Below are 17,321 nucleotides of genomic sequence, written 5' to 3' on the forward strand. Positions count from 1 at the left end.
ACTGGTCACACTTCCGCAGACGCAGCCAAGCCCGAGCCCGCCACTGCCACTACCAACGCCGAGGCCACAACCCCCACATGCGGTTGCAGTACTAGGGGACGGGGTGCCGGCCCCGCACGGGCGCCGGCGCGCGCATGAGCCGTCAAGCCACGGGCACCCGCATCAGCCCACAGCCCACAGGCCACAGGCCACATTGACGCTCCCCCAGACTCCGTCCGGGGGCACCCCCACCCGACGAGAACGCCCTGCTCAGGCCACATTGACCCGTTGCCCCGGCGGGGCCGCCTCCAGCCAGGCCAGGAAACCCGTGAGCGCGTCCTCGCTCATGGCCAGTTCCAGGCGGGTGCCACGGTGCCGGCAGGCCAGCACGATGGAGTCGGAGAGCAGGGCGAGTTCCTCCTCACCCTGCGGGGTGCGGCGCTCCAGCACCTCGATGGCGGAGCGCTCCAGCAGGCGGCGGGGCCGGGGCGCGTACGAGAAGACCCGGAACCACTCGATCCGGTCGCCGTTGTAGCGCGCCACGCCGTAGATCCAGCCCTTGCCACTGGGCTCGTTCTCCGGCACGTTCCAGCGCAGACTGCAGTCGAAGGTGCCGCCGGACCGCTGGATGAGCCGCCGCCTCAGTCCGAAGACGAACAGCCCCAGCAGCACCAGCACCACGACCGCGCCGCTCACAAGCAGAGCGAGGACCATCTCGACCGACCTCCTCGCCTCGTTGGGTCCCCCCGGACGTAACCCGGGGGTGGGGGTACCTCCCGCTTGCGGGGGAGGAAACGCACCTGCATTGCCTCAGCCGCGGGCCGCTCCGGAGAATTCCGGGCAGCCCGCGGCTGAGGATCGATCTCGTCGGTGACGGGGCTCAGTGAACGCCCGTCACCGCACGCAGCCGGACATCGGCGCGACGCTCGGCGGCCGCGTCGGCCTCCGACTTCGCTCGCTCCAGGGCCCGCTCCGCGCGCTGGACATCGATCTCGTCCGACAGCTCGGCCACCTCTGCGAGCAGGGACAGCTTGTTGTCGGCGAACGAGATGAAGCCGCCGTGCACGGCGGCGACGACGGTGCCGTCCCCGCTCTCGCCGGTCGTACGAATCGTCACCGGGCCCGACTGCAGCACGCCGAGCAGCGGCTGGTGTCCGGGCATGACGCCGATGTCGCCCGACGAGGTGCGCGCGACGACCAGGCTGGCCTTGCCGGACCAGACCTGACGGTCGGCGGCGACCAACTCGACGTGCAGCTCAGCCACGATGGCTCCTCGGGTCTCCACCTGCCTGGTGTGGCAGATGTTGGGTCAAATACTAGTGGTCGTACGGACCGGGGGCGGCCAGGGCCGCCCCCGGAACCGGTACGGGGGTCAGGAGACGCCCAGCTCCTTGGCGTTCTTCTTCAGGTCCTCGAGACCGCCGCACATGAAGAAGGCCTGCTCGGGGAAGTGGTCGTAGTCGCCGTCCGCGATCTGGTTGAACGCGGCGATCGACTCGTCCAGCGGCACGTCCGAACCGTCCACGCCGGTGAACTGCTTCGCCACGTGGGTGTTCTGCGACAGGAACCGCTCGATACGACGGGCGCGGTGGACGGTGAGCTTGTCCTCCTCGCCGAGCTCGTCGATACCCAGAATCGCGATGATGTCCTGGAGGTCCTTGTACTTCTGCAGGATCGTCTTGACGCGCGACGCGCAGTCGTAGTGCTCCTGCGTGATGTAGCGGGGGTCCAGGATCCGGGACGTCGAGTCCAGCGGGTCGACCGCCGGGTAGATGCCCTTCTCCGAGATCGGGCGCGACAGAACGGTGGTCGCGTCCAGGTGAGCGAAGGTGGTGGCCGGCGCCGGGTCGGTCAGGTCGTCCGCGGGGACGTAGATCGCCTGCATCGAGGTGATCGAGTGACCACGGGTCGAGGTGATGCGCTCCTGCAGCAGACCCATCTCGTCCGCCAGGTTCGGCTGGTAACCCACCGCGGACGGCATACGGCCGAGCAGCGTGGAGACCTCGGAACCCGCCTGGGTGTAGCGGAAGATGTTGTCGATGAAGAAGAGCACGTCCTGCTTCTGCACATCGCGGAAGTACTCCGCCATGGTCAGACCGGCCAGGGCGACCCGCAGACGGGTGCCCGGCGGCTCGTCCATCTGGCCGAAGACCAGCGCGGTCTTGTCGATGACGCCGGAGTCCGTCATCTCCTCGATCAGGTCGTTGCCCTCACGGGTGCGCTCGCCGACACCGGCGAACACCGACACACCGTCGTGGTTGTTGGCCACGCGGTAGATCATTTCCTGGATCAGAACGGTCTTGCCGACACCGGCACCACCGAACAGACCGATCTTGCCGCCCTTGACGTACGGGGTCAGCAGGTCGATGACCTTGACGCCGGTCTCGAACATCTCGGTCTTGGACTCGAGCTGGTCGAAGGACGGGGCCTTGCGGTGGATCGGCCAGCGCTCGGTGACCTCGACCGTGGACGGGTCCACGTTCAGGATCTCACCGAGGGTGTTGAAGACCTTGCCCTTGGTGATGTCACCGACGGGCACGGTGATGCCCGCGCCGGTGTCGGTCACCGGGGCCTGGCGGACCAGACCGTCGGTGGGCTGCATGGAGATGGCACGGACCAGGCCCTCGCCCAGGTGCTGGGCGACCTCAAGGGTCAGGGTCTTCAGGACACCGGCCTCGGCCGGGTCGGCGACCTCGACGGTCAGCGCGTTGTAGATTTCCGGCATCGCGTCGACGGGGAACTCCACGTCGACGACCGGGCCGATGACCCGCGCGACGCGGCCAGCGGCCACGCCAGCCGCGGCGGTCGGCTCAACAGTGGTGGTCATAGTTGTCAGTCACTCCCCGCGGTCGCGTCGGCCAGTGCGCTCGCGCCACCGACGATCTCGCTGATTTCCTGGGTGATTTCGGCCTGTCGGGCCGCGTTGGCAAGCCGCGAGAGCGACTTGATGAGGTCTTCTGCGTTGTCGGTCGCCGACTTCATCGCACGACGCGTGGCGGCGTGCTTGGAGGCGGCGGCCTGCAGGAGCGCGTTGTAGATCCGCGACTCGACGTACCGCGGAAGCAGGGCGTCGAGGACGTCCTCGGCCGACGGCTCGAAGTCGAAGAGCGGAAGGATCTCGCCCTTGGACGCCTCCGCCGACTCCTCGGCGGCCTTGTCCAGGGACAGCGGCAGCAGCCGGTCGTCGATCGCCGTCTGCGTCATCATCGAGATGAACTCGGTGGTGACGATGTGGAGTTCGTCCACGCCGCCTTCGGCGGTGTCCTGCTGGACAGCGTCGATCAGCGGGGCGGCGATCGCCTTGGCGTCCGCGTACGTCGGGTTGTCGGTGAAGCCGGTCCACGACTCCACGACCTTGCGCTCGCGGAAGCTGTAGTACGACACACCCTTGCGGCCGACGATGTAGGCGTCGACCTCCTTGCCCTCGGCCTTGAGCCGCTCGGTGAGCTGCTCCGCGGCCTTGATGACGTTGGAGGAGTAGCCGCCGGCCAGACCGCGGTCGCTCGTGATGAGCAGCAGCGCGGCCCGTGAGGGCTTCTCCACCTCCGTCGTCAGCGGGTGCTGGGTGTTCGAGCCCGTGGCAACCGCCGTCACCGCGCGGGTCAGTTCACTCGCGTACGGCGTCGATGCCGCCACCTGGCGCTGCGCCTTGACGACGCGCGAGGCGGCGATCATCTCCATCGCCTTGGTGATCTTCTTGGTCGCGGTGACGGAGCGGATGCGACGCTTGTAGACCCGGAGCTTGGCTCCCATGGATCAGGTCCCTTCCGTCGTCACTTGGCGGTGCCGGCCGGGGCGTCCTCGCCGAGCAGCTTGCCGTCCGAGGTCTCGAACTGCCGCTTGAAGCCGTCGACGGCGTCGGAGATCGCTCCGATGGTGTCGTCGGACATCTTGGCGCCCTCGCGGATGCTGGTCAGCAGGTCCTTCTTCTCCCGGTGGAGGTGGTCGAGGAGCTCCCGCTCGAAGCGGCGGATGTCCTCGACCGGGACGTCGTCCATCTTGCCGTTGGTGCCGGCCCAGATGGAGACGACCTGGTCCTCGGTGGCGTACGGGGAGTACTGCGGCTGCTTGAGCAGCTCGGTCATCCGCTTACCACGCTCCAGCTGCGCCTTGGAGGCCGCGTCCAGGTCGGAACCGAAGGCGGCGAACGCCTCCAGCTCGCGGTACTGGGCGAGGTCCACACGCAGCCGGCCGGAGACCTGGCGCATGGCCTTGTGCTGGGCCGAGCCACCGACACGGGAGACGGAGATACCGACGTTCAGCGCCGGGCGCTGGCCCGCGTTGAACAGGTCCGACTCCAGGAAGCACTGGCCGTCGGTGATGGAGATGACGTTGGTCGGGATGAACGCCGACACGTCGTTCGCCTTGGTCTCGACGATCGGGAGACCGGTCATCGAGCCGGCGCCCATGTCGTCGGAGAGCTTGGCGCAGCGCTCCAGCAGACGCGAGTGCAGGTAGAAGACGTCGCCCGGGTAGGCCTCACGGCCCGGCGGACGGCGCAGCAGCAGGGACACGGCGCGGTAGGCGTCGGCCTGCTTCGAGAGGTCGTCGAAGATGATCAGGACGTGCTTGCCCTGGTACATCCAGTGCTGGCCGATGGCCGAGCCGGTGTAGGGCGCCAGGTACTTGAAGCCCGCCGGGTCGGACGCCGGGGCGGCGACGATGGTGGTGTACTCCAGGGCGCCGGCCTCCTCCAGCGCACCGCGCACGGACGCGATGGTGGAGCCCTTCTGGCCGATGGCGACGTAGATGCAGCGGACCTGCTTCTTCGGGTCGCCGGTGCGCCAGTTGTCGCGCTGGTTGATGATCGTGTCGACGGCCAGGGCGGTCTTGCCGGTCTGGCGGTCACCGATGATCAGCTGACGCTGGCCGCGGCCGATCGGCACCATCGAGTCGACGGCCTTGTAGCCGGTCTCCATCGGCTCGTGCACCGACTTACGCACCATGACGCCCGGAGCCTGCAGCTCCAGGGCACGGCGACCCTCGGACGCGATCTCGCCGAGGCCGTCGATCGGGTTGCCCAGCGGGTCGACGACGCGGCCGAGGTAGCCCTCGCCCACGGCGACCGAGAGCACCTCACCGGTGCGCTGCACCGGCTGGCCCTGCTCGATGCCGCTGAACTCACCGAGGATGACCGCACCGATCTCGCGCTCTTCCAGGTTCAGCGCAAGACCGAGCGTGCCGTCCTCGAACTTCAGCAGCTCGTTCGCCATCGCCGAGGGAAGGCCCTCGACCTTCGCGATGCCGTCACCGGCCTCGCTTACCGTGCCGACCTCCTCGCGCGAGGCCGCGTCCGGCTTGTACGCCTGGACGAAGTTCTCCAGCGCGTCCCGGATCTCCTCCGGCCGGATCGTGAGCTCCGCCATCTGGGTTCCCTGCTCTCCTTGTTGGGCCCGAAGTTACTTGCGGGGTCTGGGGTGGCCCCCAGGGGCTTTCCGCTTACGGCCCAACTCGGGCCGCCGTCATGCTTGTGCTGGTCCCCGGGGCTTCTTCCGGACCGCAGCCGGACCTCTCGGTCCGGCCGGCTGGTCCGGCGCCTGGCCGCCGGTTGTGCAGCTCTTGAGTTGGTGGCTGGGTCAGCCGGCCATCCGCCGGGTCGCCTCGTCGAGGCGCTCCGCGATGGTCCCGTTGATGACCTCGTCGCCGATCCGTACCTGGACGCCGCCGAGGACCTCGGGGTCCACGTCGAGGTTCAGGTGGATCTGCCGTCCGTACAGCGCGGTCAGGGAGGCGCTCAGCCGCTCCCGCTGTCCGTCGCTGAGGGGCACCGCGGAGGTGACCACCGCGACCACCCGGTCCCGGCGGTGCGCCGCCAGCTTGGAGAGGGCGTCGAGCCCCGCTTCCAGGCTACGGCCCCGCGGCTGTACGACAAGACGGATCACGATCCGCTCGGTGACCGGGTTGGCCCGGCCGCCCAGCAGCGAACGCAGCAGCTCCGTCTTGGCCGACACCGCCGCGTTCCGGTCGGTCAGCGCACGGCGCAGCTCAGGGTTGGCGCTGACGATCCGGCCGAACCGGAACAGCTCGTCCTCGACGTCGTCGAGGGCACCGGCCCGCTGGGCGGCGGCGAGGTCGGCGCTGTAGGCCAGCTCCTCGAGCGCGTGCGCCAGGTCACGCGAGCGCGACCAGCGGGCGCGGACCATGCCGGTCACCAGGTCGGCGGCCGGGCCGCCGATCCGGCTGCCGAGCAGCCGTCCGGCCAGGTCGGCCCGGGCCTCGCCGGCCTGCGCCGGGTCGGTGAGGACCCGACGCAGCGACACCTCGCGGTCGAGCAGAGCGGTGACGGCAGCCAGCTCCTCGGCGAGCTTCGCGGCGTCGACGGCAGTGTTGTCCGTCAGCGCGTCGAGCTGCTCGCGTGCGGAGGCGAGTGCCTCGCGGCTCGCTCCGTTCATCGGCCGGCCTCAGCCTTCGTCGCGTCCGATGCCGCCTTGTCCTCGAGCTCGTCGAGGAAGCGGTCGATGGTCCGGCTCTGCCGGGCGTGGTCCTCGAGGGACTCGCCGACGAGCTTGCCGGCCAGGTCGGTGGCGAGCTTGCCCACGTCCTGACGCAGCGACTGCGCGGCCTGGTTGCGGTCCGCCTCGATCTGGGCGTGACCGGCAGCGATGATCTCCTCACGCTGCCGCTGGCCTTCGGCGCGCATCTCCGCGATGAGGGTCGCGCCCTGCTCCTGCGCCTCCTGGCGCAGACGCGCGGCCTCGTGGCGGGCGTCGGCCAGCTGTGCCCGGTAGTCCGCGAGCACCTGCTGGGCCTCGGCCTGAAGCGCCTCGGCTTCCTCCATCCGGCCTTCGATCTGCTTCCGGCGCTCGTCCAGAACCCTGTTGATGTTCGGGAGGAGCTTCTTGGCGAGGATGCCGAAGACGATGAAGAAAGCGATCAGGCCGATGACCAGCTCTGGAATCGGCGGGATCAGGGGGTTCTCGGGAACCTCCGCCGCCATGTTGGCCAGGGCGTTCACATCAGTGCCTTCCGTCTAATGGGTGTCGGGGGTTTCGTTTACTTGTAAACGAAGCCCATGACGATGCCGATCAGGGCGAGCGCCTCACAGAAGGCGAAACCCATGATCTGGTTGGTGCGGATCAGGCCGGCGGCCTCGGGCTGGCGGGCCAGGGCCTGGGTGCCGTTACCGAAGATGATGCCGACGCCGACGCCGGGGCCGATGGCGGCCAGACCGTAACCGACCGACGCGATGTTGCCGACCAGGGCGGACTTGGCGGTGTCACCGGCGGCGGCGAGGTTGACCAGTTCGAGAGCAGCGGACATGCCGTTACTTCCTTCTCATTTCACGTACCGGTGGGGGTTGGCCACCGGACAGCTGTTGGGCTGGGAGGCGGGAGTGCTCAGTGGTGCTCGGCGAGCGCGCCCTGAACGTAGTTACAGGCCAGGAGGACGAAGACGTACGCCTGGACGGCCTGAATGAAGAGCTCGAAGGCCGTCATCACGATGGTCATGACGAACGAGGCCCCGGCGTAGACGAAGCCAATGCCGTTCAGCAGGTACCAGCTGGCGACGGTGAACATCAGGATCAGCAGGTGCCCGGCGAACATGTTGGCGAAGAGCCGGACCGCGTGAGTGAAGGGGCGGATGATCAGGTTCGAGAAGAACTCGATGACCATCAGCAGCGGCAGGACCCAGCCGAGGGACTTGTCGTAGCCGGTGATGTTCTTCCAGGCACCGACGAAGCCGTGCTTCTTGAAGGTGAGGAAGACCCACAGGACGTAGACCATCAGGGCGAGGCCCGCGGGGAACGCGATGATCGAGGTGACCGGGAACGAGGCGACCGGAATGATCGACCAGAGGTTCATGATCCACACGAAGAAGAACAGCGAGACCATGAAGGGGACGTATTTCTCGCCCTCCTTCTTCCCCAGCGCGTCATAGACGAGCCCACGGCGCACGAAGTCGTAGCCCGCCTCGCCGATCATCTGCAGCTTTCCGGGAACAACCTTGGCCCGGCCGAATGCGGCCCAGAAGAACCAGACGACGACGCCCGTGCTGAGCAGCGCCAGCAGCATCGGCTTGTTGAACTCGAAGCCACCGACGGTGAAGAGCGGCTTGAAGACGAAGTTATGAAGCCCGGGAGCATCAAAGCCGCACCCGGAAAAGATGTGGCAGTCGGTCTCGAAGGCGAGCATCGTTTCAGCACTCACCGCGAGCTCCTTCAGCGTGGCGCATGGGTACGGCAACCTCGTTGTGTCGGCGCGGCGTTGAGCCACGGAGCGGCACTGGACTGGTCTTACGGATTAGGGGGCGGCTGGCCGGCGCTGGGCCGGGCCGTATCGCAGGCATCGGCCGCGAGAACTTCCCGTTCCGTCCCGCAGGACTCGGGAGCTCAGCCGCCTGCGCCAACTGTGCCGCAGTTGGCACCGGACGATAGCAGGCCCGCATGAGGCCATTTATCTCGGCCCTACGTGTCACGTCGGCGACCCCGCCGTCTCCGCCTTCTTGTGCTCGGCGGAGTCGGGATCCACGTACAGAATCTTTGCCTTCATATGACCGCGGGTCTGCGCTGCGATCCATACGAGGGTGGTGCCGAGCAGGGTGAACGCAAACGCCTTTGTGTCAAAGAGCGTTGTGTCCTTGAAGGCGATCAGGAAGACGAGCACGAACAGGATCTGCGTCGTGTAAAGCAGCAGCCCCATCATCTGGAACAGCTGCGGCAGGTTCTTCGCGGTTTTCTGCAGGACCACCAGGCCCGCGCCCATGACGAGCAGCACCAGCACGGTGCCGACGACAGCACCGATCGCTCCCGTCGCGCCTGCGACCACCGCGCTCACGGCAACGGCGACGACGCCGGCGGCGAGCGTGGGCACAACGGCGTGAAGGAGTAGTCGGGCGTCATTCGACTGCATGGCGGCGCTCCGGCATGGGGTGGGGGTGTGTTCGTCAGGGACGAGCGTAGACCCGGCCTGAGGCGGAACCTGAGGCCAAAGGACCGTCGCACTACGGCCCTTCGGCTCTGTCGCCGGGTTTCGTGAACGGTATCACAAACTATTTGATGAGGTCTTTACCTGGTTCGTGTGGACCCTGTCACACCTGAGCGTGAACCTGCGCGTTGGTGCACTGACAGCCGGTTTTTTGTCTGGTATGGGGTCAACCGTCCCGGTTTTCGGTGCCCGTTCGAGCGATCTCGCCTCGGGATCAGCGGTGACTACCGGCCTTCCGGCGGTCCACGAAGCGTGACCGGTCGCCGATCGCGGTGGCCCCGTTGATCCCCGCCGGGACCGGCTCCGGCTGCTCCGCCGGCGCTCCGTCGGCCGCTCCCTCGCCCACGCCGTCGCCCGCCGGCGCCAGCACCGTACGGACCACCCTGCGGTAGCGCGGCGGCACCATCCGCTCCGCCCAGCGCGGCGCCCGCGGCGTGAAGCGCGGCAGCAGGAGCAGCACCAGGCCCACCGCGCTGAGCAGCACGATGCCCAGCACGATCCACATGCTGGCGTTGTTCGCCGAGTAGGCCACCGCGCCGAACGCGATCAGCGCCGACCAGAAGTACATGATCAGCACCGCGCGGCTGTGCGAGTGGCCGATCTCCAGCAGCCGGTGGTGCAGGTGCCCGCGGTCCGCGGCGAACGGCGACTGTCCCTTCCAGGTGCGCCGCACGATGGCCAGGATCAGGTCGGCGACCGGCACCGCGATGACGGTCAGCGGCAGCAGCAGCGGGATGTAGACCGGCACCATCGCGTGGGTGGCCTCGCGCAGACCGCCCGCCTTCTGGTTGAGCAGGTCCGGGTCGACCTGGCCGGTCACCGACACCGCGCCGGCCGCCATCACCAGGCCGATCAGCATCGACCCGGAGTCGCCCATGAAGATCCGCGCCGGGTGCATGTTGTGCGGCAGGAAGCCCAGGCACATGCCCATCAGGACGACCGAGAACAGCGTTGCGGGCGCGGCGGCCTCGATGCCGTAGCCGAACCACATCCGGTACGCGTACATGAAGAACGCCGCTGCGGCGATGCACACCATGCCGGAGGCCAGCCCGTCCAGGCCGTCGACGAAGTTCACCGCGTTGATGGTGATCACCACCAGGGCGACGGTCAGCAGCGTGCCCTGCATCGGCGTGAGCGAGACCGTGCCGACGCCCGGGATCGGGATCCACAGGATCGTCAGGCCCTGCAGCACCATCACGCCCGCGGCGATCATCTGGCCGCCCAGCTTGACCAGCGCGTCCACGCCCCACTTGTCGTCGAGCACGCCGAGGATCCAGATCAGCGCGGCGCCTGACAGCAGCGCCCGCGGCTCGTCGGAGTTCTCGAAGACGCTCTTGAGGTTGGTCAGGTGCGAGGCGACCAGCAGACCGGCGCACAGCCCGCCGAACATGGCGATGCCGCCGAGCCGCGGTGTCGGCTCGCGATGCACGTCACGCGCGCGGATCTCCGGCATCGCACCGGCCGCGATCGCGAATTTCCGCACCGGCCCGGTCAGCAGATAGGTGATCGCGGCCGTGACGCACAGCGTCAGCAGGTATTCACGCACGGGCTGCCCCAGAGGTATAGCTGGCCATCACAGCCCCACACCCTATGCGGGTCCACCCCCTGGCCGTGAATACAGGAGAAGACGCCTGGTGTCAGCGCGCGGTTCCGGCCGTCACCCGTGTGCGGGATAAGGCGGAAAACGGTGGACCAATGCGACGGTCTCCCCACGGGCCGTGCCGTCCTCCCGCAGCGCCGCCGCGATCAGCGCCGCGACCTGCGTCATCTCCGCTTCGGCCATCCCCTGGGTGGTGACCGCGGCGGTGCCCAGCCGCAGCCCCGTACGGCGGGCCGCGTCGCCCTCCGCGCACGGCAGCGCGCAGGTGTCCAGCACGATCCCGGCGGCCGCCAGCCGGCCCCGGGCGGTCCGGGCGTCCAGGCCCAGCGGCGTGGGGTCGGCGGTGATCAGATGGGTGTCGGTGCCGCCGGTGGTGATCGTCAGGCCCTGGTCCGCGAGCGCCGCGGCCAGCGCCCGGGCATTGGCGACGACCTGACGGGCATACGCGGCGAAGTCCGGACCGGCGGCCTCCGCGAAGGCGACGGCCTTGGCGGCGACCGCGTTCATCTGTGCGCCCCCCTGGGTGAAGGGGAACACCGCACGGTCGATCCGCTCGGCCAGTTTGGCGCCGCACAGCAGCATCCCGCCGCGCGGCCCGCGCAGCACCTTGTGGGTGGTGCCGCAGACCACGTGCGCGTACGGCACGGGGCTCGGCGCCACTCCCCCGGCGATCAGCCCCATCGGGTGCGCGACGTCGGCGATCAGATACGCGCCGGTCTCGTCGGCGATGTCGCGGAAGGCGGCGTAGTCGAGGTGCCGGGGGTAGGAGATCGAGCCGCAGACGATCGCCTTGGGGCGGCGGGCCCGGGCCAGCTCGCGGATCGCGTCGTAGTCCAGCAGCCCGGTCTCCTCGTCGACGCCGTAACCGACGAAGTCGAACCAGCGGCCGGAGAAGTTGGCGGGCGATCCGTGGGTGAGGTGTCCGCCGTGCGGCAGGGACATGGCCAGGACGGTGTCTCCGGGGCGCAGCAGGGCGGCGTAGGCGGCCAGAACGGCCGAAGACCCGGAGTGGGCCTGGACGTTGGCGTGTTCGGCGCCGAAAAGGGCCTTGGCGCGCTCCACGGCGATCCGCTCGGCGAGGTCGACGATCTCGCAGCCGCCGTGGTGCCGCGCGCCGGGGTAGCCCTCGGCGTACTTGTTGCCCAGCGGGGAGCCGAGGGCCGCCAGGACGGCCGGTGAGGTGAAGTTCTCGGCGGCGATGAGCTGCAGTCCGTCGCTCTGCCGGGCGCTCTCGCCGAGCAGGACGCCGGCGATCTCCGGGTCCTGTCGCAGCAGTGCGCCGAAGTCCGGGGCACCGGCGGGGTGCGTGACCCCTTCGCGGGCGGCGGCCCGGGCCCGGTCCTGGAGCGTCTCGTCGGCGGTGCCGGCAGCGGTGCCGGCGGTCTCGCCGCCGGTCTCGGCGGCCGGGGCGCGGCCGGCCGGGGTCTCGCTGCGGGGTGACGCGGTGGTGGCGGGCATGGCGTGCTCCGGGCCTCGTCGGGACGTAGTCCCAATGTAGGCGCGGCGGCCCGATCGGGCGCGGTGTGCGGGCCGCCCGGGGGCACGGCCGGCCCCGCGGCCCGCCACGGCCCGCCGGAGCGGCACCGGGTCAGGCCCGGGCGGGCACCCCGGTGAGGGCGGTGACGACCGGGTCGAGGGCCTGGTTGATCTCGTCGCCGATGGAGCGGAAGAACGTGATGGGGGCGCCGTAGGGGTCGTAGACCTCGTCGGACTCCGGGTTGGGCGCGAGCAGCCAGCCGCGCAGCGCGGCGGCCGCGCCGACCAGCGCGCGGGCCCGCTCGACCAGCCCGCCGTCCGGCAGGTCCGGGTCCGGTTCGGGCAGCGTGGCGGGGTCTATGGCCCGCACCAGCCGGTTGAACTCCTTGAGGGTGAAGGTGCGCAGCCCCGCGGAGTGGCCCATCGAGATGACCTGCGCGCGGTGGTCGCGGGTCGCGGTCAGGACCAGGTCGGCGCGGATGACGTGCTCGTCGAGGAGTTCCCGGCCGATGAAGCCGGCCGGGTCCGCGCCGTAGTCGGTGAGCACGGTGGCCGCGTGCGCCTCCATCGGGGCGCCCTCGTGACCCCAGGTGCCGGCGCTCTCCACGATCAGCCCGCCGCAGTGGGCGCCGCCGAGCCGCCGCTCCAGGGCATGGCGGTGCAGCCGCTCGGTGATGGGCGAGCGGCAGACGTTGCCGGTGCTGACGTGGAGGATCCGGAAAAGGGGCGGGGAGGGTACCGGGGGGTCGGTGTCGTCGCCTGGTCCCGCTATGCCACGCCCCAGGGGCGCCATCAATTGGCCACCTTGAGCTCGGGTACCACCTTGCGCAGCTCGTCGGCGCCGAGTGCGCCCTCGCGCAGCAGCACCGGGATCTTGCCGGTGACGTCGACGATCGAGGACGGCACGGCGGCGGGTGTCGGGCCGCCGTCGAGGTAGACGGACACCGCGTCGCCCAGCATCTCCTGTGCGGCGTCGCAGTCCTGCGGGGAGGGGTGGCCGGTGAGGTTGGCGCTGGAGACGGCCATCGGGCCGACGTCGGTCAGCAGCTCGATCGCGACCGGGTGCAGCGGCATGCGGACCGCGACCGTGCCGCGGGTCTCGCCGAGGTCCCAGGTCAGCGACGGCTGGTGCCGGGCGACGAGGGTGAGCGCGCCGGGCCAGAAGGCGTCGACGAGCTCCCAGGCCAGCTCGGAGAAGTCGGTGACCAGGCCGTGCAGCGTGTTGGGCGAGCCGACGAGGACCGGGGAGGGCATGCCGCGGCCGCGGCCCTTGGCCTCCAGCAGGTCGCCGACGGCCTCCGCGCTGAAGGCGTCCGCGCCGATGCCGTAGACGGTGTCGGTCGGCAGCACGACCAGCTCACCGCGGCGGACGGCCGAGGCGGCCTCGCGCAGACCGGTCGCGCGGTCGGTCGCGTCGCTGCAGTCGTATCGCCGTGCCATTAGCGGTCCTCCTGGTGCCGAACGGTTGGGGGGTTCATCAAGGCGGTGGGCGTCATGGCATCGCCCGGCGCGCGGTGGCGAAACGGGGCCTGTTGTTGAGGTCGGGGTGGTCGGCCGCGTCGGCCCAGCCCCGCTCCTCGGTGAAGATCCACGGCACCTGCCCGCCCTGGGTGTCCGCGTGCTCGATGACGACCACGCCGCCGGGCCGCAGCAGCCGGTGTGCGGTCCGCTCGATGCCGCGGATGGTGTCCAGGCCGTCCTGGCCCGAGAACAGCGCGAGCTCGGGGTCGTGGTCGCGTGCCTCGGGTGCGACGTACTCCCACTCGGTCAGCGGGATGTACGGCGGGTTGGAGACGACCAGGTCGACCTGGCCGTCCAGCTCGGGAAGCGCGGTCAGCGCGTCGCCGTGATGGAGAACGACGCGGGACCCCTCGACGTTCTTGCGGGCGTACGCCAGGGCCTCCTCGGACAGCTCCACGGCGTGCACCCGGGAGCGCGGCACCTCCTGCGCCAGGGCAAGTGCGATCGCCCCGGAGCCGGTGCACAGGTCGACGATGAGCGGCTCGACGACGTCCATGGCCCGCACGGCGTCTATCGCCCAGCCGACCACCGACTCGGTCTCCGGCCGGGGCACGAACACCCCGGGGCCGACGCTGAGTTCGAGGTAGCGGAAGAAGGCCCGGCCGGTGATGTGCTGGAGCGGCTCACGGGCCTCGCGGCGGGCGACGGCCTCCCAGTAGCGGGCGTCGAAGTCCGCGTCGGGGACCGCGTGCAGCTGGCTCCGCTTGACGCCGTGCACGTGCGCGGCGAGCTCCTCGGCGTCGAAGCGGGGTGAGGGCACGCCGGCGTCGGCCAGCCGCTGGGTGGCCTGGGCCACCTCGGCGAGCAGCAGGTTCACGGGGGTCCTCCAGCCGTGCGGACGGGTCGAGCGGGCTTACTGGGCGGCGGCGAGCTTGGCGGCCGAATCGGCGTCGACGCACGCCTGGATGACCGGGTCGAGCTCGCCGTCGAGCACCTGGTCCAAGTTGTACGCCTTGAAGCCGACGCGGTGGTCCGAAATGCGGTTTTCAGGGAAGTTGTACGTGCGGATGCGCTCGGAGCGGTCGACCGTGCGGACCTGGCTGCGCCGGGCGTCCGACGCCTCGCGCTCGGCCTCCTCCTGGGCGGCGGCCAGCAGCCGGGAGCGCAGGATGCGCATCGCCTGCTCCTTGTTCTGGAGCTGGCTCTTCTCGTTCTGGCAGGAGACGACGATGCCGGTGGGCAGGTGGGTGATGCGCACCGCGGAGTCGGTGGTGTTGACGGACTGGCCGCCGGGCCCGGACGAACGGTAGACGTCGATCCGCAGGTCGTTGGCGATGATCTCGACCTCGACCTCCTCGGCCTCGGGCGTGACCAGCACGCCGGCCGCGGAGGTGTGGATCCGGCCCTGCGACTCGGTGGCGGGCACGCGCTGGACGCGGTGCACCCCGCCCTCGTACTTCAGCCGCGCCCAGACGCCCTGGCCGGGCTCGACCGCGCCGTTGCCGCCCTTGGTCTTCACCGCAACCTGGACGTCCTTGTAGCCGCCGAGGTCGGACTCGTTGGCGTCGAGGATCTCGGTCTTCCAGCCGACCCGCTCGGCGTAGCGCAGATACATCCGCAGCAGGTCGCCGGCGAACAGCGCGGACTCCTCGCCGCCCTCGCCGGCCTTGACCTCCAGGATGACGTCCTTGTCGTCGCTGGGGTCGCGCGGGACGAGCAGCAGCCGCAGCTTCTCGGTCAGCTCCTCGCGGCGGGCGTCGAGCTCCTTGACCTCGTCGGCGAAGTCCGGGTCGTCCGCGGCGAATTCGCGCGCGGTCTCGATGTCCTCGCCGGTCCGCTTCCAGTCGCGGTACGTCGCGATGATCGGGGTCAGCTCGGCGTAGCGCTTGTTGAGCCGCATGGCTTCGCGCTGGTCGGCGTGGACCGCGGGGTCGGCCAGCCGCTTTTCGAGATCGGCGTGCTCACCGATCAGTTCTTCGACCGCCTCGAACATCGTGGGGTTCCTCTGCTGGCTGGCTGACTGTCTCTACCCGGGGGCCGTGCCCCGCCAAAAAAGGCGCCGGTCCGGCCACCCCTGGACAGGGGCGACCGGAGACCGGCGCCTTGTGGGTCGCTACTTCTTGGCGGACCCGGCGCTCTTGCCGAAGCGGGCCTCGAAGCGGGCCACACGACCGCCCGTGTCCAGGATCTTCTGCTTACCGGTGTAGAACGGGTGGCACTCGGAGCAGATGTCGGCGCGGATGCTGCCGCCGGCAACGGTGCTGCGGGTGGTGAAGGACGCGCCACAGGTGCAGCTGACCTGGGTCTCGACGTACTCCGGGTGGATGTCGCGCTTCAAGGGATTCTCCTAGGTTCGGGAGTGCACCGGGTCGTGTCGCGGGTTGCGTCACGTGAACCGGGGCCGACGGTCCAGTCTGCCAGGACTAGCCGTATCTCCCAAAACCGGGGTACCTGCGCAACTATTCCCCGCCCGGTTCCGGGGCCGCGCGGGCCCCGGAACCGCGTACCGCGGCTACTTCACGTAGCGGCTCGTACCGCCCGTGTCACCGGCCGAGCCCTTGGTCGCGGACTTCGGGATGTCCCGGTCGTTGCGCAGCGCGTCCCAGACCTGCTTGCCCTTTCGGGTCAGCGGCACCACGCGGTCCGGGTTGGCGGTGTCGTACGTCACCGGCAGCGTCACCATGTCGATGTTCTCCGACCCGATCGAGCCCAGGCTCTTGGCCAGGCCGGTCAGTTCGCTGACCGAGTTCAGGTCGGTGTCGGTGGTGATGGCCTTGGTGGCCGTGTCGGCGATGTCGTAGAGCTTGGTGGGGTTGGTCAGCACGCCGACGTTCTTGACCTGGTTCATCAGGGCCTTGAGGAACGTCTGCTGAAGCTGGATGCGGCCCAGGTCGCTGCCGTCGCCGCCGGGCACGCCGTGCCGGGTGCGGACCAGGCCGAGCGACTGCTCGCCGTCGAGCGTGTGGTGGCCGGCCTTCAGGTGCAGGTGGCTGTTGCGGTCGTCGATCGCCTTGGTGGTGGTGATGTCGACGCCGCCCAGCGCGTCGATGAGCTTCTTGAAGCCGGTGAAGTCGACCTCGATGAAGTGGTCCATCCGGATCCCGCTGATCGACTCGACGGTCTTGACGGCGCACGCCGGGCCGCCGACCTCGAAGGCGGTGTTGAACATCGCCCGCCGTTCACCGGGGACGTTCTTGCCGTCCTTGGTGGTGCAGTCGGGCCGCTTGATCAGGGTGTCCCGGGGGATGCTGACGACACTGGCCTTCTTGTGGCCCTTGAAGACGTGCACGACCATCGCGGTGTCCGAGCGCGCCCCGCCCTCGTCCTTGCCGTATTCGCCGTTCTTGCCGGCCCGCGAGTCGGAGCCCATCACGAGGATGTCCATCGAGCCGTCGTCGACGTTCTGGGGCCGGTCGTGGCCGAGGGCGGCGTTGATGTCGACGCCCTTCAGATTGCCGTTGAGCTTGAAGTAGACGTAGCCGAGCCCGGCACCACCGAGCAGTACGACGCTGACCAGCGCGCACAGCGTGATGGTGAGTGCCCGGCGGCGCCGGGTCGGGCCCTTGCGCCGGCGGCCCGTGGCACGTATGCCGCGCGCACGGCTTTCGGCCGTCTGCACGGTCCCACTGCTGTCCGCCATCTGCTCCTCAGTCCTTGTCGCCGTCGCTACCCCTCGCCGTCACCGTGCTGCCTGCTGTCACGGCCCGTCGCGCCTTGTCAGACGGGAGGCTGACGGGAAGGGTTGCACAGCAAGTGATGAGCGGATTCTTAGAAATCGCCGCGGGCCGCGTCCGGCCGTGCGCCGGCTCCGCCGTCCTCACCTGGGCTTTCGTCCCGGTTTCCGGCCTGGCTGGAACGTTGCGTCCGGCGGCGATCTGTGC

General features: G+C 69.6%; 18 protein-coding genes. All 18 read right to left on the minus strand.

From position 1 onward, the window contains the following. Positions 1–249: 249 nt before the first annotated feature. The gene (locus IG62_RS0131305) at positions 250–693 is read right to left on the minus strand and encodes a DUF2550 domain-containing protein (RefSeq protein WP_030414133.1); all 444 of its coding nucleotides are present in this window, start codon (positions 691–693) and stop codon (positions 250–252) included. A 166-nt stretch (positions 694–859) separates the two neighbouring features. Continuing rightward, positions 860–1,243, minus strand: a complete 384-nt coding sequence (locus tag IG62_RS0131310) for a F0F1 ATP synthase subunit epsilon (RefSeq protein WP_030414134.1) — start codon at positions 1,241–1,243, stop codon at positions 860–862. Between the two features lie 108 nt (positions 1,244–1,351). Next, complete coding sequence (atpD, locus tag IG62_RS0131315) at positions 1,352–2,806, minus strand: F0F1 ATP synthase subunit beta (RefSeq protein WP_030810972.1); 1,455 nt, start codon at positions 2,804–2,806, stop codon at positions 1,352–1,354. A 5-nt stretch (positions 2,807–2,811) separates the two neighbouring features. Continuing rightward, the gene (locus IG62_RS0131320; RefSeq protein ID WP_030810975.1) at positions 2,812–3,732 is read right to left on the minus strand and encodes a F0F1 ATP synthase subunit gamma; all 921 of its coding nucleotides are present in this window, start codon (positions 3,730–3,732) and stop codon (positions 2,812–2,814) included. Between the two features lie 20 nt (positions 3,733–3,752). Then, positions 3,753–5,345, minus strand: coding sequence for a F0F1 ATP synthase subunit alpha (atpA, locus tag IG62_RS0131325; protein WP_030810978.1), 1,593 nt, complete (start codon positions 5,343–5,345; stop codon positions 3,753–3,755). 210 nt (positions 5,346–5,555) lie between these two features. Then, the gene (locus IG62_RS0131330) at positions 5,556–6,371 is read right to left on the minus strand and encodes a F0F1 ATP synthase subunit delta (protein ID WP_030810981.1); all 816 of its coding nucleotides are present in this window, start codon (positions 6,369–6,371) and stop codon (positions 5,556–5,558) included. Next, entirely contained in the window at positions 6,368–6,934 is a 567-nt protein-coding gene (locus IG62_RS0131335; protein WP_030810985.1) for a F0F1 ATP synthase subunit B, read from the minus strand. The genes IG62_RS0131330 and IG62_RS0131335 overlap by 4 nt, the downstream gene beginning before the upstream one ends. 38 nt (positions 6,935–6,972) lie before the next feature. After that, complete coding sequence (gene atpE, locus IG62_RS0131340; protein ID WP_030811000.1) at positions 6,973–7,239, minus strand: ATP synthase F0 subunit C; 267 nt, start codon at positions 7,237–7,239, stop codon at positions 6,973–6,975. A 77-nt stretch (positions 7,240–7,316) separates the two neighbouring features. Continuing rightward, entirely contained in the window at positions 7,317–8,111 is a 795-nt protein-coding gene (gene atpB, locus IG62_RS0131345; protein WP_030811002.1) for a F0F1 ATP synthase subunit A, read from the minus strand. 279 nt (positions 8,112–8,390) lie between these two features. Further along, positions 8,391–8,828: a hypothetical protein gene (locus tag IG62_RS0131350; RefSeq protein WP_030811005.1), complete on the minus strand. Its 438-nt coding sequence runs from the start codon at positions 8,826–8,828 to the stop codon at positions 8,391–8,393. Between the two features lie 289 nt (positions 8,829–9,117). Continuing rightward, positions 9,118–10,461: an MraY family glycosyltransferase gene (locus IG62_RS0131355; RefSeq protein ID WP_030811011.1), complete on the minus strand. Its 1,344-nt coding sequence runs from the start codon at positions 10,459–10,461 to the stop codon at positions 9,118–9,120. 99 nt (positions 10,462–10,560) lie between these two features. Continuing rightward, positions 10,561–11,961 (minus strand): serine hydroxymethyltransferase, encoded by a 1,401-nt coding sequence (gene glyA, locus IG62_RS0131360; protein ID WP_030811019.1) that lies wholly within the window; start codon positions 11,959–11,961, stop codon positions 10,561–10,563. A 130-nt stretch (positions 11,962–12,091) separates the two neighbouring features. Next, positions 12,092–12,775 (minus strand): protein-tyrosine-phosphatase, encoded by a 684-nt coding sequence (locus tag IG62_RS0131365; protein WP_399123429.1) that lies wholly within the window; start codon positions 12,773–12,775, stop codon positions 12,092–12,094. Continuing rightward, complete coding sequence (locus tag IG62_RS0131370; RefSeq protein ID WP_030811023.1) at positions 12,772–13,419, minus strand: L-threonylcarbamoyladenylate synthase; 648 nt, start codon at positions 13,417–13,419, stop codon at positions 12,772–12,774. The genes IG62_RS0131365 and IG62_RS0131370 overlap by 4 nt, the downstream gene beginning before the upstream one ends. A 52-nt stretch (positions 13,420–13,471) precedes the next feature. Next, the gene (gene prmC / locus IG62_RS0131375) at positions 13,472–14,317 is read right to left on the minus strand and encodes a peptide chain release factor N(5)-glutamine methyltransferase (RefSeq protein WP_030414147.1); all 846 of its coding nucleotides are present in this window, start codon (positions 14,315–14,317) and stop codon (positions 13,472–13,474) included. 36 nt (positions 14,318–14,353) lie between these two features. Next, complete coding sequence (gene prfA, locus IG62_RS0131380) at positions 14,354–15,433, minus strand: peptide chain release factor 1 (protein ID WP_030811027.1); 1,080 nt, start codon at positions 15,431–15,433, stop codon at positions 14,354–14,356. 120 nt (positions 15,434–15,553) lie between these two features. Continuing rightward, the gene (rpmE, locus tag IG62_RS0131385; RefSeq protein WP_030811030.1) at positions 15,554–15,778 is read right to left on the minus strand and encodes a 50S ribosomal protein L31; all 225 of its coding nucleotides are present in this window, start codon (positions 15,776–15,778) and stop codon (positions 15,554–15,556) included. A 174-nt stretch (positions 15,779–15,952) separates the two neighbouring features. Beyond that, positions 15,953–17,080, minus strand: a complete 1,128-nt coding sequence (locus IG62_RS0131390) for an LCP family protein (RefSeq protein ID WP_030811033.1) — start codon at positions 17,078–17,080, stop codon at positions 15,953–15,955. Between the last annotated feature and the right edge of the window lie 241 nt (positions 17,081–17,321).

Source organism: Streptomyces sp. NRRL S-337, from assembly GCF_000720175.1.
GTDB classification, from domain to species: domain Bacteria; phylum Actinomycetota; class Actinomycetes; order Streptomycetales; family Streptomycetaceae; genus Streptomyces; species Streptomyces siderophoricus.